Here is a 19,457-nt window from a genome sequence, read left to right as displayed (position 1 = left end):
TATATGTTTTTGGATTTCATCCTGCAATTGGATTTATAGAAGCAAATAGGACTATTTGATTTTGGAAAAATATTTAGAATATTTAATATTGGTTGAAATCTTAATCTAAGATTAGAAAGAATACCCAGCTTACAAGTAAAAAGTAAGTTGGGTATTTTTTGATTAGATGATTTATAAATATGAGATAGATTAATAATTATATTTTAAACAAATAATTTGTTAAAAGTTTATTGTGATGATAAATTTTAAAAAATCAAATAAAATAGTTGAACTTTGTTCAGAAAAGAGTTATTATATTTCTTGCAAACATGAACAACGTTCAAAAAATGGAGGAAAAATGTTAAAATCTGAAGAAAGAAAAAAAGAAAAAGAAAAAAAGATAACGACAGCTGCTCTTTCTTCTTTTAATAAAAAGGGGATAGAGGCTACGTCTATTAGGGATATTATGAACAGAACTGATTTGGGCCTTGGTACTTTTTATTTATATTTTAAGGATAAAAAAGACCTTGAAGAAAAAATAGTTTTGGATAAGATGTTGGAATTATTTTATAGTGCTGATGCTAATTGTGAGGGCGAAAATTCAAGAGAGAGATTTATTTCTTTTTTTGATTATATAACTGATCACTTAGTTAATAACACTTTAGATTTAGAATTAATTTCAAGTAATTTAAATTGGGCTCTTTATGCAAAGATAGAAAATGATGATAGGTTCAAAGAAGCAGAAACCACTCTTCATTTTATTTTAAATAAATATTCGAATTTATTTCCTGAGTCTTCATCTGAACAAGAGCGACTTTTTATTTTGTCACTTATTATCAGTATTGTGCTTTCAACTTGCCAGTCTGCACTTATGGAAGATTCAGTTCTTGGAATAGAAGAGATGAAGCCAGTTTTATATAAAATTGTAGATAGGATATTTAGGTAGAGTGATAGGATGAAAAGATTTACAAAACTTATTTCACACAGACCTAGATTTGTACTTTTTATTATGACTTTGCTTCTAATTCCGTCATTTATAGCTTACAAATTAACAGGGGTTAACTATGATATTTTATCTTATTTGCCTGGAGATTTAAAATCTACTCAAGGGCAAAAAATATTGGATAAAGATTTTAAAAATGCAGCAACTGGTATGTTGATTCTTGAAGGAAGTGACCACGAGGCTGAAGTTTTAAGAGAAAAGATATTAGAGATTGATGGGGTAGAGGATGTCATTTCAAAATCATCAACTGTTGGGGATATGATACCTAATGAATTCCTACCAGATGAAATAAAAGACATTTTCTATGCTGAAAATTCTACTCTTATGATAGTTAAGTTTAGCGAGTCATCATCTTCGCTTACGACTATGTCAGCCATAGACCAGATCCGAAATATTGAATCAAGTCAAAAATATTTAAGTGGGATTTCATCTCTTGTAAAAGATACTAAAGATTTGATAGATAAAGAAACTCCAATCTATGTAGCACTTGCTGTTGGGCTTGGACTTATTGTTTTATCTCTTACAAATGAGTCTACAATAGTTCCTTTTGTATTTATACTGACTATTGGATATGCAGTCCTTTATAATTTTGGAACAAATATATTTTTAGGAGAGATATCTTATATTACAAAGGCTATAGCGGCAGTCTTGCAGCTAGCTGTAACCATGGACTACTCAATATTTTTGTATCATAGGTATGTCGAAGAAAAGCAGTATTGCGAGAATAAAAATGATGCTATGGATATAGCGGTTCAAAAAACCATTTCATCACTTTTTGCATCATCTCTTACTACTTTTGCTGGTTTTATTGTTTTAATAGCGATGAGGCTTGGACTTGGAAAAGATATTGGTCTTGTAATGAGTAAAGGAGTGTTGGTAGGTCTTATATCAACAGTAACAGTACTTCCTGCTATGTTACTTGTAGTTGAGAAGCTAGTAAATAAATATAACCATAAGGTAATGTTGCCTGAATTTGATAGACTATCTGAGTTTACTATAAAACACAAAAAAGCACTTTTTGCTACCTTTATTCTTTTGTTCATACCAGCAATTTATGGATCAATGAATACAGATCTTTATTACAACTTGGATAGGTCATTGCCACAAGATTTAGATTCAATAGTAGCACTTAATAAGATGAAAAAAGACTACAATATGGCAAGTACTCATTTTATAGTCGTTAAAGATGATCTTTCAAATTCAAATCTAGAAAATTTGATTAGTGATTTAAAGGGAATTGATGGAATAAATTCAATTCTTAGTGTAAGTTCTGTCACTGGAGTTACTATTCCTAGTGAATTTTTGCCAGAGAAACTTCAAGATAATTTTTCAAAAAATGGTTATCAAATGATTATGGCAAATTCTGAATATCAAACAGCATCGCCTGAAGTAAAAAAACAAGTAAGCGAGATGAAGAGTGTCATAAATAAATATGACAAAGATGGATACTTAACAGGAGAAGCTGTTTTAACCGATGATCTTACAGTTATTTCAGATAGGGATTTTGAAATCGTAAATATCATCTCAATTGCAGTTGTATTTTTAATTATTGCAATTGTATTTAAATCATTTGGAATTCCACTTGTATTAATAGCAGCTATAGAGCTTGCAATACAGATAAATATGGGTATTCCTTATTACCTCAACCACACTATTCCATTTATTACTTCAATAATAATAGGTGTAATACAGCTTGGCTCTACAATTGATTATTCGATTCTGATGACTGATAGATTTTTACTTGAATATAAAGAATCAAAGAATGTAGACGAGGCATTAAAAATTTCTGTAAAGGAAACTTCAAAATCAATTGTTACATCTGCTCTTTCATTTATGGCAGCGACAATTGGTGTAGGTATATATTCAAAGATGGAAATTGTATCGACAATTTGTACTTTTTTAGCAAGGGGAGCAATTATAAGTATGTTGGTAATAATAATCCTATTACCTGCCATTATTTCAATTAGTTTTCCTCTAATAAAGAAGACAACAAAAGGTTTAAATTAAAGGAGAATGATGATGAATAAAAAATTTCAAAGAGCTGTTACAACACTTGTTTTATCTTCAATGATCTTTTCTAACACTGTATTTGCAGCATCAAGTGTCATAAATAAAAGTGAGACTGTATATGTATTAAAAGAAGATGATGTCATCACAGATAAAACTGTTTCAGTTTGGCTAAACTCAGAAGAAAATATAAAAGGTAAAGACAAAAGTAATTTAAAAAATATCAAAAATTTAAAAACAGATGAAAAAGTAGAAAATAAATCTGGATATATAAATTGGGACGAAAATGTAAAAGATATTTACTATCAAGGTAAGAGTGAAGAGGATATACCCGTAGATGTAAATATAGACTATTATCTTGATGGCAAAAAAACAAGAAACAGTGAACTAAAGGGCAAATCAGGCCACTTAAAAGTTATTGTATCAGCAGAAAATAATAAATATGTGGAAAAAAATATTGGAGGCAAAAAAACAAAAGTTTACGCACCTTTTACTGTTCTTGCTGCCATGTCATTTCCACAAGAAAATGTTTCAAATATTGAAACAGATGATGCCAAAGTTGCAAAAGATGGAAAAAATGAACTTGTTACATCAGTTTTAACTCCAGGACTTAGAGAAAACTTTGAAACAATCTTGGAAGATAGACAAATGGAAGACTTTAGAAACCAAGCAGTAATTGAAATGGACATAAAAGACTATGAACCAATTGAGGCTTATGTAGTTATTTCAAATGAATTATTTCAAAATGAAGCCGATTTAGAATCAATTGACAAGCTTCGTGATGGGGTTAGAGAGCTTGAAGATAATTCTCAAAAATTAGTTGATGCTTCTACTAAACTATCTGATGCACAACATAAATTAAATGATGGACTTGGAGAAATGGGAGATGGAACAGGAAAGCTTAAAGACGGATCAAAAGAACTTTATGATAAGTCTGGCGAATTTGGAGATAAGCTAGATGAAGTTATTGAAAAAGTAAAACCAGTTCCAGGATATGCTGAAGATATGTATGAAGGTGGAAGCAAATTAAATTCAGGAATTAATGAATACACTTCTGCAGTTGGAAAGATGAATGATAAGACTGGAGAAATGAAAGATGGAGCTAAAAAACTTCATGATGGGTCTGTTGAATTAGATAATGGAATCGGAAAATTAAAAGATGCAACAGTCAAACTAAGAGAAGGATCAAGCAAATTAAGTGAAGTTGATAAGCTAAAAGAAGAAGCAATTAAAAAACTTGCTGAGTTAAAAGCAGGAATAGGCAAACTTTCTGCTGGAGCAGATAAGGTAAATGCTGGAGCAAGCAAGGCAGTTGAAAGTGCAAACAAGCTTGCAGCAGGAGAAGAAAAATTTAATCAAAACTTCCAAATGCTAAATTCTAAAGTACAAGCTATGCAAGTTCCTGATATGTCTAACATAGGAAATATAGATGTAAAAGAAGATCTTCAAAGTATTGGAGCAAATGCTGGGGCTATTGGTGGCTCAGTGGGAGACATTCAAGGAGCGATAGGTATTTTACAAGGAGTAGAAGATCCAACAGGACAAGTTGGACAAGCTATTTCAATGCTAGCTGGTTCTGCACAAAATATTGGAGCAAATGCACAAAGTATTGGAACATCAGCACAAAAAGTTGGAAAAGATCTTCAAGCACTTAGTGGTTTAAATGGAATGTCTTCTCAGCTTCAAGGCCTAAAAGAATTAAAAGGCGGAATGAATCAATTAGCCTCAAGTTCAAATGAATTAAATGCTGGAATGAGTCAACTTCCAGATGGACTTCAAAAATTACAAGCAGGAACTGAAGAGCTTTCTAGTGGAGCAAAAGAAATAGATTCACAACTTGGAAAAGCAATGGCAGAAGCAGCATCAAAAATGGATACATCACAACTCCTTAAATTATCAGAATCTCTTGTAAAACTTGATGATGCAGCTACAAAACTAAAAGATGGATCATCAAAACTTAGAGACGGTACAGAAGAAAGTGAAGAAGCAGTAAACTTATTTACATCTGCTATACAAGAACTTGATTCAAATTCAGAAAAATTAAATTCAGGATCAAATGAACTTACAGATGGACTTTTAGAATTCCGCGATAAATCAAAAATGTTTAACGATTTTCCAAGATTAAAAACTGAAGGCGTAGACCCAATGAGAGATGGAATTAAAAAACTAGATGATGGAATCATGGACTTAAATTCTGGAGCAATGGAATTAAAAGACGGTGGAAATTTAATTGATGAAAATATGAGAAAATTCTCAGAAAAATTAATGGAATTTAAACAAAAAGGTATAGATGAGCTAGATAAGAAAACAGAAGAATTACCAGAATTTAAAGAAATTGTAGATACTATGTTAGAACTTTCAAATCAAGATTCTTCTTTCACAGGAACAAGCGAAGGATTTGATACTAAGTTTAGAATTATAGAAAAAATAAAATAAAAGTCTAAAATAATTATTAATAAACTGCTAGTGGAAGATTATTTCTGCTAGCAGTTTTTATTTTATATGAATATGAAGTTAATAAAAAATTTAAATTATTTTGTTTATTAAATAATTTTTGGGTATATTAATACGGTATAATATTAAAATTTAATAAATGGGGGAATGTAATATGAAATTATTAAGAGCTATGCGTGAACCAAGAAAGTATGTTCAAGGTAAAAACGCCTTATTAAAATTCCACGAAGAAATGGAATATATGGGAAAAAGATGGTTATTTATATGTTCAAACAGTGGCTATAAAGCATGCCATGATAAAATAGAAGAATCTTTTGGATCAGCTGATGATTTTAGACGCTATGAAGTATTTGGTGGTATTTCTAGTAAGGGCGAAATAGAAAAGATGAAAAAAATAGTTGAAAAAGATAATATTGATACAGTAGTAGCTGTTGGTGGTGGATCTGCAGTAGACACTGCAAAGGCTACAGCTTATTATTGTGGCAAAAATATTGTAGTAATACCAACAGTAGTGGCAACTGATGCTCCTTGTACAGGACTTTCAGTAATTTATAATGATGACGGAAGCTTTAACACATATTTATTCTACCCAACTAATCCAGATGCAGTTTTAGTTGATAGCCAAGTTATAGCAAATGCGCCAGTAAAATTCTTAATTGCTGGCATGGGTGATGCTCTAGGAACATATTTCGAAGGTAGAGCATCAATTAGAACAGAATCTCCTAGCTTGGAAGGAACTGGTATAACTCGTACAGGTTTAGCAATTGCTAAATTATGTTATGAAACTTTAAGAGCATATGGATCACAAGCCATAGTAGCATGTGAAAATAATGTTGTAACACCTGCTTTAGATGCAATTATTGAAGCTAATACTTATATGTCAGGTGTTGGTGCAGATAATGTAAACTGTGCTGCAGCCCACTCTTTCTACAATGGATTAACTTCTCTAGGCGGACACAAGGCTCCTCACGGAAACTGTGTAGCTTTTGGTACTCTAGTACAATTAGTTTTAGAAGGTGTTGAACAAGATGAATTTGATGATGTTCAAGATTTTTGTCTAGAAGTAGGTCTTCCTGTAACTCTAGAAGAACTTGGAGTAACTGAAGATGAAGAAATAAGAATAATTTCAGAAAATGCCTGTGCAGAAGGAGAAACGATCCACAACCTAGCTGGAGATGTTACACCTGATGAACTTTATGCTGCAATTATTGCAACTGATGCAATGGGAAGAGCAATTTTAGGAAAATAATATAAATAAATTTATGGAAATAATTAAAAATGCTATCTTAGTTAAAAAGACTAAAATAGCATTTTTTATTATTTAAATTTTATTGGATTTCCATAAACTTGAACTTCTTCGCCTTCGATTGTAATTGTTTTTACAGATTCTCTAATTTTAGAATTTTCACTTTCTAGCAAGGCCTCTTTTGCAGTTAGAACTGGTTCAAGGCAGGCATCTTTTCCAGAAAATATTTTCACCCATTCATCCCTAGTCCTAGTTTTAAATTCTTCTCTTAAAATTTCTTTCTTTTCTGAAAAATCTTTGCATACACAACCAGCTTCTATCCAATCTTCATGTCCCATAACTTGGCAGAAGTTTTTAAAAAATTTTCCTTCAAGGCAACCAAGACTTATATATTTTTCGTCCTTGGTTTTATAAAAATCATATAAAGACCCACCATTTAACCATTCATTTTCTCTTTTAGGATTTATTTTATCCATCATTGTTCCAACACCAGACATGGCGTTAAAAGGAATTATGCTATCTAGGATTGAAACATCTATGTAAGAAGCTTTTCCGCTTAAATTTCTTTTGTTGTGGGCTGCAAGTATTCCTATAACTGCATTTTGTGCAGAAACAATATCTGCTATTTGCATACCATACAAAACTGGACCTTGGTCATTTCTTCCCGAATAACTCATAATTCCAGAAAGTGCAAGATAATTTATATCGTGGCCAGCCTTATCCTTGTAGGGACCAGTTTGACCGTAGCCAGTTAAACTTAAATAAATAATATCTTTTGAAATAGCTTTTACATCTTCATACCCAAAGCCGAGTTTATCCATAACACCAGGTCTAAATTGTTCTATTATGCAGTTATAACCTTCATTTTTAATTAAATTTCTAAGCTGATCTTTTCCATCCTCAGATTTTAAATCAATAAAACATTCACGCTTATTGTGGTTTAACCAGGCCCTGTTTGCAGTAACTCCACTTTTAGTTTTTGGTCCCAATTCCAAAACCATATCAGTTTTATTAGGAGCAGATATTTTTAAAACTTCTGCACCCATTTCGGCTAATAGCCAAGTTGCATATGGACCAGGAAGTAGGGTAGTGAAGTCTAAAATTTTTAGGTCGCTCAATAATTTCATAGTTTCCTCCTTATTATATTTAAACGAAAAAATTTATTTAATTAAAATTGTTTTTTTATTATAAATATTTTATCATTAAAAGCTTATGACAGCTAGGAAACTAGCTTGACAAACCTAGTTTTGAGTAATTATTTATATTAAATAGAAAAAATTATTTTAAGGAAATAATAGAAAATATATAAAAATACTTGTAATTTTAAAATAATTGTATATAATTATTATTGTATTAAGGAATTGATACAATAATACAGAGAGGAGTTTTATTTTGGAATTTGATAATAACAGGCCAATATATATACAACTCTTGGAAGAATTTAAATTAAAGATTTCTAGTGGTCAATGGAAAAGTGGAGAAAAAATGGATACAGTTAGAAATTTAGCAGAAAGCTATATGGTAAATCCAAACACTGTTCAAAGAGCCTTGCAGGAATTAGAAAGAGAAGGACTTGCAAAATCAAATAGGACCAGCGGCAGATTTGTAACAGATGATAAAAAATTAATCAAAGAAATTGGAAAATCTGCTTTTTATAAATCATGCGATGAATTAATTGATTTGGCTAAAAAATTAGATATAGAAAAAGAAGAGGCTATAAAAGTTTTAGACGAGTATTGGAGGGAAGAAGATGAGTAAAATTTCAATAAAAAATTTAAATATGAGCTACAGAAAAAAAGTTTTAGATAATTTAGATTTAGAACTTGATTCAGGACAAATTGTTGGCCTAGTTGGACCAAATGGAACGGGAAAATCAACTCTTTTAAGAATTTTAGCAGGACTTGAAAAAACTTATATGGGAGAGATTTTAATAGACGGGAAAAAACCAGACTATAATACTTACAAAGAAATTTCTTACCAGGCAGATAAATTCACTCTTGATGAAAAACTTTCTGTAAGAGAAGTGGTTAAAACTTATAAGAAATTTTTTGAAGATTTTGATGAAGATAAATTTTATAAATTATTTAATGAATTTAAACTTCCAGAAGACTCTAAAGTAAGCGAAATGAGCAAGGGTATGAGAGAAAAACTTCAAATCGCCCTTAGTTTATCAAGAAAGACAGGAATTTATTTATTGGATGAGCCAATATCTGGAGTTGACCCTTCAGCGAGAAAGGCAATTATAAATATTATTTTAAATAATTTTGAAGAAGATTCTCTCCTTATAATTTCAACTCATTTGATTTCACAAATTGAGCCTTTACTTGATAGAGTTTTATTCTTATCAGAAGGTAAAATTTACTTAAATAAAACAGTAGATGAAATTAGGTCAGAAAATAATATGGGAATAGAAGAATATTTTACGGAGGTATTTTGATGGGAAAATTATTAGGGCACCAATTAAAAAGACATTTTTCAAAAAATTATTTTTTACTATTAGCACCCTTTATATTTGCACTTTTGGGATTTTTATCATATACAATAAGTCCAGACGGAGAATCAGTAGTTTTTGGTCTAAGTTTTCTTTGCCTATCTATAATTTACTGTGCAGCAGGAATTGTGATTATTTTAGATGATTACAATATGTTTTATGGAAAAACTGCCATGTTTTATCAATCTATACCAGTTAGTCCAGCAGGAAAAACTTTTTCAAGATTATTCTATTATCTTATAACTTTTTTAGTTTATTCTATAATTTATGGCTTGGGACTATTTACTTTTCTTGGAGTTGCGGCAACTGCTGAAGGAGCAAGTATTTCTGATTTAAAAGAAATTTCAGAGGATATAATTGATGCAATGAATGGTGTGGGCATGGATATGATCGGCATAGTTCTACTTTTATTTGTCGTAGTAGCTTTTTATGTAGCAAGTAAATTTATTTTCTCAATAAGTTTAGGATCTGAAAAATCACTTAGAAGAATTGGATTTGCTGGACCGGTTTTAGTTTATATAGGTCTTTCTATATTAAATATTTTTCTACTATCATTCTTATCAAGAATTGATTATTCTTTATTTTCTACAAATAATATAAATCTTGTTAATGGGGGAATGCTAAGTTTAGTTGGAATTATTGCAAGTGCTATATTATTGACACTTACAAGTTTGGAAGTAAAGCATAGGACATCAGTAAATTAATATTTTATAGATAATAATAGCCTGACTTAGTCAGGCTTTTTTATATCTCTTTATTTTTTAGTTGATCTATCACTTTGTCTGCCTTTTTTTGTTCTTCTTCTGAAAAAGTAGGATAGCTTGGATTGATTTTTTTGATTGTTTCTATTAAAGCAAGAGTTGCTATCTTTCTAGAATACCAAGGATTATCAGCAGGAAGAACATACCAAGGTGCAATTTCTGTTGAAGTGTTATTTAACATTTCTTCAAAAGCTTCTTGATATTTATCCCAATTTTTCCTGTCATCTAAGTCAGAAAAAGAAAATTCATTATTTTGCTTAGGATCTTCGAGTCTTTCTAAAAGTCTTTTCCTTTGCTCATCTTTAGATACATGGAAATAAAATTTAACTACAGAAAATCCATTTTCAGTCAAATATTTTTCAAAATTATTGATATGTTCATATCTCTTTTTCCAAAGATCTGGATCATTTCGTATTTCTTCCGGCAAATTCCCCAAAGTATCATAAATTTTAGGAGAAATAATATCTTCATAGTATGACCTATTTAAAATTGCAAGCTCGCCTCTTTTTGGAAGGCCTTTGTACATTCTCCATAAATAGTCGTGGCTTTCTTCTTCATCGGTTGGTTTTCCGTAAGATGTATTTTTAAGACCTTGCGGTTTTAAATTTGAGAAAATATATTGAATTATCTCATCTTTTCCAGCAGCATCAATAGCTTGAAGAACAACTAAAACACCATATTTTCCTTCAGCAAAAAGTTTCTCGTGAAGTTCTCTTAATTCAGGAACAAGCTCGTCATATAATTCTTTTTTAGCGGCGGCATCTTCTTTATCTGGAATTATTTTTTGATCCAAATCTTTGATATCGATTTTTTGACCAGTTATTTTAAAATTATCTTTATTCATAATACTTCCTTTCTTGTTTAAGTAATAAATTATATAAAAATAGTAATTAGCAAAATTAATCATCAACAACAGCTTAGTAAATAGGCGACTAAATCTAGTCATATAAAATAAACTATCAGGTGATTTTTGACAAGTTGGTCTTTTTTTATATATAGTTATAGGGTAAGTCATAAATAAATTATTTATAGAACAGTTAATAATCATATTGATTATAGACATAAGGAGGATTAGAAACAATGAAAAGAAATTCTATAAAAATTTTAAAAGACAACTTTGTTTATTTCTTATCTTTGGGACTATTATCCGTTCTTGTTTTGTTAGGAATTTTAATACCAGAACCCTTTCAAAAATTTACGGGGTTACTTTGCGATAAAATAACAACTAACTTTGGTTGGTTTTATCTTTTACTAGTAACAGGTATACTTATATTTTGTATATTTTTAATAGTTAGTCCAATAGGACAAATTACACTTGGAGATCCGAATTCAAAACCAGATCATGATACTAAATCTTGGATAGCAATGATGTTTTCTGCTGGTATGGGGATTGGACTTGTATTTTACGGAGCATCAGAACCATTGAGCCACTTTGCAGTGCTCACACCAAATGCACCAGCAGGAAGCCAAGAAGCTCTAGCAGATGCTTTTAGATTTACATTTTTCCACTGGGGAATCCATGCCTGGGCAGTGTATGCCTTGATAGGACTTGCATTAGCCTATTTTGGTTTTAGAAAGCAAGAAAATTATCTATTATCAGTTACCCTAAAACCGCTATTAGGAAAATACGAAAATAAAGCTGTTGCAAATATAATTGATACTATAACAATAGTTGCAACAGTAATTGGGGTTGCTACAACTCTTGGATTTGGTGCTGCACAAATAAATGGAGGATTAAATTATTTATTTGGAATACCAAATAATATATTTGTTCAGACAATCATTATAATTATAACAACCGGTCTTTTTATGATGTCTGCCTTATCAGGAATTGGAAAGGGAGTAAAAATTCTTTCTAATATTAATTTAATACTGGCGATTGGACTTTTGGCAATAACAATAGTAATTGGACCAAGTGTAAGAATTTTTGATAATTTGACAGAATCAATAGGAACTTATCTACAAAACTTTTTTAGGATGAGTTTTAGATCAGCTGCCTTTGATGGAACAAAAAGAGAATGGATAAACTCTTGGACTATATTTTATTGGGCTTGGTGGATATCTTGGTCTCCATTTGTTGGAGTATTTATAGCAAGAATATCAAGAGGAAGAACAATAAGAGAATTTTTAACAGTAGTTTTATTAATTCCAACACTACTTAGCTTTTTATGGTTTTCAAGTTTTGGAACACTTTCAACCAGCCTTCAAAATTCAGGGGTTGATCTTACAAAATTTGCAACAGAAGAAGTTTTATTTGCAACATTTTCCCACTACAAGGGTGGAATGCTTCTTTCCTTGATTGCAATAATATTGGTAACGACATTTTTTATAACTTCAGCAGACTCAGCAACCTACGTTTTAGCAATGCTGTCAGAAGATGGAAACTTGCTACCATCAAATAGAAAAAAATTAATATGGGGAATATTGCTTGCAGTAATAGCAGTGGCACTATTATTTTCAGGAGGATTAATGGCGCTTCAAAACACTTTGATAATAGTTGCCTTGCCATTTTCCTTTGTAACAATATTGATTATGGCTTCACTATTAAAAGAATTAAACCACGAAAAAACAGAGATGGGATTAAAAATCACACCAGAAAGATTGCCAGAAAAAGACCACCCATTTAAATCATATGAAGAATAAAATTTGATTAAAAAATTATCTAAAGAAAATTACCAGTCTCATTATTGGGACTGGTTTTTTCATGCTTTGATAAATATAAAAATGAAATTTCTGATAAAAAAGGACCTTTCTTATTGAAAGGTCTTTTCTAGTTTAAAAATTAATATTATTTAATATCAACAATTCTATTTATTGGGTCCCAGCTTACGTTGTAGCCAAATAATTCAGCTATAGCTCTTAGTGGGACAAAAGTTCTATTATTTATAATTACTGGTGGAGCATCTAACCCTATAATTTCTGAATTTTCAGTACCAGCATAAAACATTTCATCTTCATTTATGTAACCAGCTTGATATAAAAGAGAAGCTCTATTTATAGAATCTGGATCAAACCAAACACATTGGTATTCTCCTATTAATAACATAACAACTGATAGAGCAAATCCATCACTATCTTCAGAAGATATAAAGATTGATTGACTTGCTTGGTCCCAATCAACATCATATCCAAGTGATTCAGAGATTACTCTGATAGGAACCATAGTTCTTCCATTTTGGATAAATGGAGCGACATCTGAAGAAATAAATTGATTGTTGACACGGATTTTTATGTTTTCACTTGCTTGAACTGGGGAAAATATTCCAAATAAAACAAAGCTAAGCATAAGAGCTAAAAAAGTTTTTTTGATTTTCATTTTGACACCTCCTTTTAATAATATAAATCGCCGTTAAAGTTTTTATAAGATGACCATCCATCGCCAATATTTATCCAAATTATGCCTTTATCATTTACAGTAGAATCATAGACATAAACTTCTGTGCCCTTACCAAGGCTATAAAGTAGTGGATATGATTGACCTGGGCCAGATCTTACATTTGCTTTTAAGGCTGTTACGTACAAATAATTTCCATTAAGTCCTGTGCTTTGATTGTAGGATTTATTTTTTGCAGCTTGTCTTTCTTTTTCTTCTTGTTCAGCTCGTTTTTGTCTTTCTTCTTCCTCAGCCTGTTGTTTTTCTGCTTCTTCAATTGCTTGCATGTGGTTTGTTTTTGCAGAATTTATTGAATATAGAAGGTCGTTAAAAAGTTCGCTATCTGGATTTACACTCAATAGATTTTCTAATAAATTAATTGATGAATCATAATCATAGACTGCACTGTTTGAATCAATTTTAGATTTTAAAGCTTCTTTAAAAGATATTCTTAAAAGTTCAAGTTCATCAGCGTTTATATTTTTATTATTTTCAAGATTCATTAAAGTTTTTTCAGCTTCTATAAAGCTTCCTTCTTTTATCAAATCTTTTACTTTACTGATGCTATCTTCTTCATTTTTTAATTTATTAATTCTTGCTATTTCATTTTTATATTTTTCATCTTTTGTTAAGCTATATAATTCTTGGTTAATTTCAACCATTTTCTTATAATTTTTATCTATTTTTTCAGCTTCTAGAGATGATAAGAGTTCTTGAACTTGGCTGTTTTTTTTGGCTGACATGGGTGTAATAGCCTAATAAAATTACTAGGCCAAGAAGGACTATTGATGCGATAATTATTATTTTTTTATTGGATGATATATTTGGTTTAGCATTTTGATTCTTATAAGAATAATTATCGTAATTATTTGAATTATATGTATTTGAGTTTCTATAAGCTTCTGTATTATTGTTATTATTTGAATTTATAAAAGGTTTTGACAAAGATGATCCACACTTTTCACAAAATCTTGCAGAATCTTTATTTTCAAAACCACAATTTTCACATCTCATAACTACTCCTTTATAAATAATTTAATTTTCTAATAGATAGATACCCAAGAGATATCGTTTACATTAATTATATAGATTAAATAAGGCCTGTTCAATTACAATAGTAAAATGTTTAAAATGAAAAGATATAAAATCTAATAGAATAAACAATACATTTTAATTAAGCTATTTATGTTATACTTTTTTTGGAATATTTTTATAAAAGGAGTAAAATTTATGAAGTGTAAATTTTGCGGCAAAGAAAACATTGAAAATGCAAAGTTTTGTGAAGTTTGTGGCAAGCCGATAGGACTAGAAAATAAAGATGACTTTAATCAAAATTTAGAAAATGATAAAAAAATTGACAAATCAGAATATATAGCAAAAGACCAAGATAGTCTAGAAGAGAAAAATACACATGTAAAAGATGATTTTGAAGAGAAAAAAGAAAAGACCAGTAAGAAAAAGATAATTATTTTTGCTAGTCTAGCTTTTATTATTCTTCTTGGAATACTTTCTTACTTTTATCTATCATCTAGTAATAAGCTAAAAGAACTTTATCAAGCTGAAAAATATGAAGAGATTGTTGAACTTTATGAGGAAGACAAATTAAATAAAGAAGATAGAATTTATCTTGCCAATTCTTATTTTGAACTTGACAAAAAAGATAAGGCCTTGGTTTTATATAGGATAATATTTAAAGATATGCCTTTTTCCTTAAAGGATGAAAATTATTTTATTGCTTATAAAAATTTCCTTGCATATTCCTATGAGAAAAATCTAATCAGCCTAGAAAAACTTTTAACTTTAGACTTTTCAAAAACAGACAGAAAAAAAGAATTGGATGATTTTGTAAATTCTTTTAAAGATTAAATGATAAGAAAAATTACTAATGAAAAAAATGGATCCTATGGCTAGATAATAAAAGTCTAGTATAGGATCTTTTTTAATTATTTTAAGATAAATCTTCTTTTGGCATAATTTTTAGTTCTCTAGAGAGCATAAAAACGGCACAAATAAAAGAAATTAGATCAGCAATAGGCGTTGCATACATAATTCCATCTAAGCCAAAAAATAAAGGCAAAATATAAAGAAGAGGCAAGAGCGAAATTACTTGCTTTATTAAAGATAATAGGGCTCCCTTTCTAGCCTTTCCCATTGCTGGAAACATTGTAGTAATGCAAATTGATATACCATTTAAAAATACAAAGGCAAGATAAAATCTCATAAATCTTGCTCCGTAGTCAAAATAAAGTTCACTAGCAGAACCAAATAGTGAAATAATTTGTCTAGGGAAAGCTTGAAAAATGATAAATATTACTAAAGATATACTTGTGGAAAAAATAAGTGATACTTTAATAGTTTCTCTAACTCGGTGAAATTTTTTGGCCCCATAATTAAAACCAATGATTGGTTGAGCTCCTTGAACAATTCCTAGAACCAAAGATACAAATAAAATATTTACTTTCATAACAATTCCCACAATTGCTATTGGTATGTCTGATCCATAAATTGAAGAGGCTCCGTAAAATCTCAGTAGGTTATTCATAGAAATTTGAATAACTAGGGTAGATAATTGAAAAATTAAGGAAGTAAAACCAAGAGCAACTATACTTTTTATAGCCCAAAATTTTGGTATAAAATCTTCTTTTTCAAACTTAACATTTTTAAAAATTCTAAAGTAATTTGCAAGAAAAAGAGCAGAAACAATCTGACTAATAACCGTTGCCCATGCTGCCCCTGCCATTCCCATATCAAAAATAAAGATAAAAATTGGATCAAGTATTATATTTAAAATTGCACCAATTAATATTGTAAACATAGAATACTTTGATGCTCCATCAGCCCTTACAATTGGATTAAAACCAGTGGTAAAGAGGAAAAATGGCAAGCCAAAAGAAGTGATACCAGCGTATTCCATAGAATAGGCAAGAGTTTGTTTAGTAGCTCCAAAAAAAATCATTATATCTTTTAAAAACAACCTAACCAAGATCATCAATATAAAACCAGATATTATAAGAGTTGTAACGGCAGTTCCAGTTATTTTTTGAGCTCTATGAGGATTTTTCCTACCTAAATCTAAATTAAAATTAAAACTAGCTCCAAGTCCAGTAACAAGACCAATGCAAAGGCAGATGGTCGTTATAGGAAAAGCAACACTAGTCGCAGCATTTCCAAGATAGCCAATTCCTTGACCAATAAAAATTTGATCGACAATATTGTAAAGAGCATTGACAACATTGGCAATCATGGCAGGAATAGCTAGAGAAAATAAAAGAGATTTAATTTTTTTATTTCCCATTGGGTTATTATTTTTTGTCATAAAATCACCATACATATAATTAAAAGATATAATATAGGATATCATAGATTTTTAATTATATATTTATAAATTTCAAGTATCTTATTAAAAATGATATAATTTATAAGATATCTAAAATAAAAAGCTATAATCTGTGAGATTATTTAAGCTTAATAATCTAAAAAGATTTTAAAATTTTTAGGAGGAATAGATTAGTGAAGGGAAAAATAATAAAAATAATAGAGATAGTCTTAGTTATTTGTATTATCTTTTCAGGATATAAAATTTTTGATTATTATAAATCTAACAGAGATTTTGAAAAAGATAATGCCGATTATAAAGAAATGGTCCAAGCATCTGCTACAAAGAGTGAGGAAAAAGATGAAAATTCTAAGAAAGAACTTTCTAATGAAGAAAAAGTTGCTTATTATAGAAGTCTTTATGATCCAAATATTGTAAAATCTTTAAAAGATTCTTATAAAAATGTAATAGGGAGAATTATTATTGAAGGAACTGATATAGATTTTCCAATTGTTCAAGGAAAAGACAATGATTTTTACCTAGATCATAACTATAAAAATGAATACCATGTTTTTGGGGCAATATTTATGGACTACAGAAACTCGATTGATTTTTCTGATTTAAATACTGTACTTTATGGACATAATGTTAGGTCAGGACATGTATTTCATGATCTAGTTAAATATAATGATGAAAATGTTGTAAATGATCAGCCTTATATAATAGTTGATACTTTAAATGAGAGAAAGATTTATGAAATATATGCAGTTTATTCAACTTCTGCCTACACGGATTATAGAAAGCCTTTTTATGAAGGGGAAGCTCTAGATAATTTTTTAGCTAGGATTAATGAAGCAAATAAACTTTCAAAGACAATAGAAAAGACTGATGATTTATCAATTCTTACTCTTTCAACTTGCTCTGATGAAGATGATAGGTTAGCTATTCATGCTGTGGAAGTAAAATAAGCTTTAAAAAATTAAATTTATTTGAAAACAAGTTAGTAAAATTACTAGCTTGTTTTTTATTAGATAGTTTAAAGGATAAAAAATATTTCAGAGTAAATTTTAAGCTTAATAAGGATCTTAAAGGGTAATTATAAAATAATATTTAAATAATTCATTAAGGGGGTTTATTATGAATGTAATGACATTATTAAATAGTAAATTATTATACATATTAGTCTTTATTGGACTTGCTATTATTTTTTGCATGTGTATATTTTTCTTTATAAGGGCTAAGAAAAGAGCCTTAGAGATGGGTATTACTAAGGATGAAGTAAAGGCTGTAATAAGAAGTTCTCTTATTTTTTCTATAGTTCCATCAATTTCAATTATTATCGGACTGATATCACTTGTTCCTATTTTGGGTGTTCCATGGCCTTGGTTTAGACTTTCTGTAGTAGGATCTTTGCCTTATGAACTTATGGCAGCAGACCTTGCTGTAAAAGGTGCAAATTTTGCAGACTTGCAAGATTTTATAAATAATGGAAGCATGGAAACTGCAGGAGCAATTTTATTTGTAATGAGTATAGCTATTATGGGTGGAATGTTATTTAATATTTTTGCCTTAAAGAAAATGCACACAAGTGTTGTTAAGGCAGGAGATAAAGATACTCCAATAGTTGATCTTGCTCTATCTGTTTTAGTTGTTGGTATGATGAGTGTTTTTGTTGCAGTTCAATTTACAACATCAAAGATACATGCTTTAACTTTAATTGTAAGTGCTATAGTTACACTTGTATTTTTAAAAATTGCACAAAAATATGAAATCAATTGGCTAAATGATTTTGTAATGAGTTTTGCCTTGATTATAGGAATGGTTTGTGCAGTAATATTTACTGGAATTTTAAATTAGGAGGTAGAATATGAGATTATCTACATATATGGAAAGAACTTATAGATATGGAATAATTGCAACTTTAATAGCCATGGCAATTATGCTTGGTATACCTCTTATTGCTTGTTTATATTTTGATTGTATGCCTAGTTTTTCCTTGGTTTCATCTGTTGCAGGAACACTGCTTGCACTTTATGTTCCAACTGTAATTGCTGAACAATTAACTATGATACCAATTGCAGGAACAACTTGTTATTTAAATTCAATTCTTGGAAATGTTATGAATATTAAGTTTCCTTGCTACTTGAGTGCTCTTTCTACTGCAAAGGCAAGCCCAGGAACTGAAAAAGCAGATGTTATTGGTATGATAGCTGTTACAGTTTCAGGTATGGTAACTATGGTTATAGTTGCCATTGGTTTAATTCTTCTTGTTCCTTTAAAACCTGTTTTAGAAAAAGAAGCTGTTTTAACAGGAATAAAATATATTTTACCAGCTCTTTATGGCTCAATGGGTATTAGTGCTTTTATGGGGAAAAAAGCTGGATCATATAAGGCAAATAGAAAACCTCTTGTTGCTATAATTGATTTAATTTTAGTTTTTGCTTTTATATATTTTGTAATGCCTCTTTCTGGAAAAGAAGGATATGCTATGCTAATTATGTTAGTAGTTTCAATTTTAGTTGCAGTTGGTCTTTATAAGGCAGGTATTTTAAAATTAGAAAAAATAGAAGATAAAAAATAAAATCTTTATAAAAGATCCCTAGTTTAATGAACTGACCCCCAAAAGTTGGACTTAAAAACCAACTGAAGGAGGTCAGTTTTTTAATGACAAAATACAAAACAGAATTTAAGGTGAACATAGTAAAAGAGTATCTTGGAGGAAATATAGGCTACAAAGAATTAGCAAAAAAATACTCTATCCCAGATAAATATATTGTTAGAACTTGGGTTAATGCTTACAAAACACAAGGCTGTGAAGGACTCGAAA

General features: G+C 29.8%; 19 protein-coding genes. 13 read left to right on the top strand and 6 right to left on the bottom strand.

The genetic code is table 11. From position 1 onward, the window contains the following. Positions 1-337 precede the first annotated feature (337 nt). The 4 genes from HGPB_RS05550 to HGPB_RS05535 all read left to right on the top strand — a co-directional run bounded on the left by HGPB_RS05550 (position 338) and on the right by HGPB_RS05535 (position 6,692). Complete coding sequence (locus HGPB_RS05550; RefSeq protein ID WP_019132720.1) at positions 338-925, top strand: TetR/AcrR family transcriptional regulator; 588 nt, start codon at positions 338-340, stop codon at positions 923-925. A gap of 9 nt (positions 926-934) precedes the next feature. After that, entirely contained in the window at positions 935-2,989 is a 2,055-nt protein-coding gene (locus HGPB_RS05545) for an efflux RND transporter permease subunit (protein WP_019132719.1), read from the top strand. Positions 2,990-3,001: 12 nt separating this feature from the next. After that, positions 3,002-5,425 (top strand): methyl-accepting chemotaxis protein, encoded by a 2,424-nt coding sequence (locus HGPB_RS05540; protein WP_019132718.1) that lies wholly within the window; start codon positions 3,002-3,004, stop codon positions 5,423-5,425. A 172-nt stretch (positions 5,426-5,597) separates the two neighbouring features. Further along, positions 5,598-6,692 carry a glycerol dehydrogenase gene (locus HGPB_RS05535; RefSeq protein ID WP_019132717.1) on the top strand — a complete coding sequence of 365 codons (1,095 nt, stop codon included), beginning with the start codon at positions 5,598-5,600 and terminating at the stop codon, positions 6,690-6,692. Between the two features lie 68 nt (positions 6,693-6,760). Here the strand turns inward: HGPB_RS05535 and HGPB_RS05530 are convergent, their stop codons facing one another. Continuing rightward, a complete protein-coding gene (locus tag HGPB_RS05530; protein ID WP_019132716.1) occupies positions 6,761-7,816 on the bottom strand; it encodes a CaiB/BaiF CoA transferase family protein in 1,056 nt (351 codons plus the stop codon). 265 nt (positions 7,817-8,081) lie between these two features. Between HGPB_RS05530 and HGPB_RS05525 the strand changes: the two genes are divergently transcribed. The 3 genes from HGPB_RS05525 to HGPB_RS05515 are packed head-to-tail and all read left to right on the top strand — an operon-like array spanning position 8,082 to position 9,884. Beyond that, positions 8,082-8,447, top strand: a complete 366-nt coding sequence (locus HGPB_RS05525; protein ID WP_019132715.1) for a GntR family transcriptional regulator — start codon at positions 8,082-8,084, stop codon at positions 8,445-8,447. Next, on the top strand, positions 8,440-9,126 hold the full coding sequence (locus tag HGPB_RS05520; RefSeq protein ID WP_019132714.1) for an ABC transporter ATP-binding protein: 687 nt from the start codon (positions 8,440-8,442) through the stop codon (positions 9,124-9,126). The genes HGPB_RS05525 and HGPB_RS05520 overlap by 8 nt, the downstream gene beginning before the upstream one ends. Further along, positions 9,126-9,884 (top strand): hypothetical protein, encoded by a 759-nt coding sequence (locus tag HGPB_RS05515; protein WP_019132713.1) that lies wholly within the window; start codon positions 9,126-9,128, stop codon positions 9,882-9,884. Before HGPB_RS05520 ends, HGPB_RS05515 begins: the two co-directional genes overlap by 1 nt. 40 nt (positions 9,885-9,924) lie before the next feature. Here the strand turns inward: HGPB_RS05515 and HGPB_RS05510 are convergent, their stop codons facing one another. Next, positions 9,925-10,785, bottom strand: coding sequence for a PPK2 family polyphosphate kinase (locus HGPB_RS05510; RefSeq protein ID WP_019132712.1), 861 nt, complete (start codon positions 10,783-10,785; stop codon positions 9,925-9,927). Positions 10,786-11,021: 236 nt separating this feature from the next. On the opposite strand from HGPB_RS05510, the gene HGPB_RS05505 reads away from it, so the two are divergent. Then, on the top strand, positions 11,022-12,584 hold the full coding sequence (locus tag HGPB_RS05505) for a BCCT family transporter (protein ID WP_019132711.1): 1,563 nt from the start codon (positions 11,022-11,024) through the stop codon (positions 12,582-12,584). 145 nt (positions 12,585-12,729) lie between these two features. Here the strand turns inward: HGPB_RS05505 and HGPB_RS08860 are convergent, their stop codons facing one another. The 3 genes from HGPB_RS08860 to HGPB_RS05490 are packed head-to-tail and all read right to left on the bottom strand — an operon-like array spanning position 12,730 to position 14,328. Continuing rightward, the gene (locus tag HGPB_RS08860; RefSeq protein ID WP_019132710.1) at positions 12,730-13,257 is read right to left on the bottom strand and encodes a copper amine oxidase N-terminal domain-containing protein; all 528 of its coding nucleotides are present in this window, start codon (positions 13,255-13,257) and stop codon (positions 12,730-12,732) included. Between the two features lie 14 nt (positions 13,258-13,271). Beyond that, positions 13,272-14,057 carry an SH3 domain-containing protein gene (locus tag HGPB_RS05495; protein ID WP_019132709.1) on the bottom strand — a complete coding sequence of 262 codons (786 nt, stop codon included), beginning with the start codon at positions 14,055-14,057 and terminating at the stop codon, positions 13,272-13,274. Next, positions 14,002-14,328 (bottom strand): zinc-ribbon domain-containing protein, encoded by a 327-nt coding sequence (locus tag HGPB_RS05490; protein ID WP_019132708.1) that lies wholly within the window; start codon positions 14,326-14,328, stop codon positions 14,002-14,004. The genes HGPB_RS05495 and HGPB_RS05490 overlap by 56 nt, the downstream gene beginning before the upstream one ends. A 216-nt stretch (positions 14,329-14,544) precedes the next feature. Between HGPB_RS05490 and HGPB_RS05485 the strand changes: the two genes are divergently transcribed. Beyond that, positions 14,545-15,180: a zinc ribbon domain-containing protein gene (locus tag HGPB_RS05485; RefSeq protein ID WP_019132707.1), complete on the top strand. Its 636-nt coding sequence runs from the start codon at positions 14,545-14,547 to the stop codon at positions 15,178-15,180. Positions 15,181-15,262: 82 nt separating this feature from the next. Here the strand turns inward: HGPB_RS05485 and HGPB_RS05480 are convergent, their stop codons facing one another. After that, a complete protein-coding gene (locus HGPB_RS05480) occupies positions 15,263-16,630 on the bottom strand; it encodes an MATE family efflux transporter (RefSeq protein ID WP_019132706.1) in 1,368 nt (455 codons plus the stop codon). A 194-nt stretch (positions 16,631-16,824) separates the two neighbouring features. Between HGPB_RS05480 and srtB the strand changes: the two genes are divergently transcribed. The 4 genes from srtB to HGPB_RS09120 form a co-directional block, all read left to right on the top strand. Then, positions 16,825-17,598: a class B sortase gene (srtB, locus tag HGPB_RS05475; RefSeq protein ID WP_019132705.1), complete on the top strand. Its 774-nt coding sequence runs from the start codon at positions 16,825-16,827 to the stop codon at positions 17,596-17,598. 169 nt (positions 17,599-17,767) lie between these two features. Continuing rightward, positions 17,768-18,487 carry a DUF5058 family protein gene (locus HGPB_RS05470; RefSeq protein ID WP_019132704.1) on the top strand — a complete coding sequence of 240 codons (720 nt, stop codon included), beginning with the start codon at positions 17,768-17,770 and terminating at the stop codon, positions 18,485-18,487. 10 nt (positions 18,488-18,497) lie between these two features. Then, complete coding sequence (locus HGPB_RS05465) at positions 18,498-19,211, top strand: hypothetical protein (RefSeq protein WP_019132703.1); 714 nt, start codon at positions 18,498-18,500, stop codon at positions 19,209-19,211. 83 nt (positions 19,212-19,294) lie between these two features. Then, positions 19,295-19,457 (top strand): helix-turn-helix domain-containing protein (locus HGPB_RS09120; RefSeq protein ID WP_019132702.1); only part of this gene is annotated, 163 nt, incomplete at its 3' end.

It is taken from the genome of Peptoniphilus obesi ph1, assembly GCF_000311865.1.
GTDB classification, from domain to species: domain Bacteria; phylum Bacillota; class Clostridia; order Tissierellales; family Peptoniphilaceae; genus Peptoniphilus_E; species Peptoniphilus_E obesi.
Note: the sequence above shows the minus strand (reverse complement) of the source record. Positions and strands in the feature narration are given on the sequence as shown.

Coding starts and splice junctions, on each gene's coding strand:
- HGPB_RS05550 (WP_019132720.1), top strand. CDS start 338: ATGTTAAAATCTGAAGAAAGAAAAAAAGAAAAAGAAAAAAAGATAACG.
- HGPB_RS05545 (WP_019132719.1), top strand. CDS start 935: ATGAAAAGATTTACAAAACTTATTTCACACAGACCTAGATTTGTACTT.
- HGPB_RS05540 (WP_019132718.1), top strand. CDS start 3,002: ATGAATAAAAAATTTCAAAGAGCTGTTACAACACTTGTTTTATCTTCA.
- HGPB_RS05535 (WP_019132717.1), top strand. CDS start 5,598: ATGAAATTATTAAGAGCTATGCGTGAACCAAGAAAGTATGTTCAAGGT.
- HGPB_RS05530 (WP_019132716.1), bottom strand. CDS start 7,816: ATGAAATTATTGAGCGACCTAAAAATTTTAGACTTCACTACCCTACTT.
- HGPB_RS05520 (WP_019132714.1), top strand. CDS start 8,440: ATGAGTAAAATTTCAATAAAAAATTTAAATATGAGCTACAGAAAAAAA.
- HGPB_RS05515 (WP_019132713.1), top strand. CDS start 9,126: ATGGGAAAATTATTAGGGCACCAATTAAAAAGACATTTTTCAAAAAAT.
- HGPB_RS05510 (WP_019132712.1), bottom strand. CDS start 10,785: ATGAATAAAGATAATTTTAAAATAACTGGTCAAAAAATCGATATCAAA.
- HGPB_RS05505 (WP_019132711.1), top strand. CDS start 11,022: ATGAAAAGAAATTCTATAAAAATTTTAAAAGACAACTTTGTTTATTTC.
- HGPB_RS08860 (WP_019132710.1), bottom strand. CDS start 13,257: ATGAAAATCAAAAAAACTTTTTTAGCTCTTATGCTTAGCTTTGTTTTA.
- HGPB_RS05495 (WP_019132709.1), bottom strand. CDS start 14,057: ATGTCAGCCAAAAAAAACAGCCAAGTTCAAGAACTCTTATCATCTCTA.
- HGPB_RS05490 (WP_019132708.1), bottom strand. CDS start 14,328: ATGAGATGTGAAAATTGTGGTTTTGAAAATAAAGATTCTGCAAGATTT.
- HGPB_RS05485 (WP_019132707.1), top strand. CDS start 14,545: ATGAAGTGTAAATTTTGCGGCAAAGAAAACATTGAAAATGCAAAGTTT.
- HGPB_RS05480 (WP_019132706.1), bottom strand. CDS start 16,630: ATGACAAAAAATAATAACCCAATGGGAAATAAAAAAATTAAATCTCTT.
- HGPB_RS05470 (WP_019132704.1), top strand. CDS start 17,768: ATGAATGTAATGACATTATTAAATAGTAAATTATTATACATATTAGTC.
- HGPB_RS05465 (WP_019132703.1), top strand. CDS start 18,498: ATGAGATTATCTACATATATGGAAAGAACTTATAGATATGGAATAATT.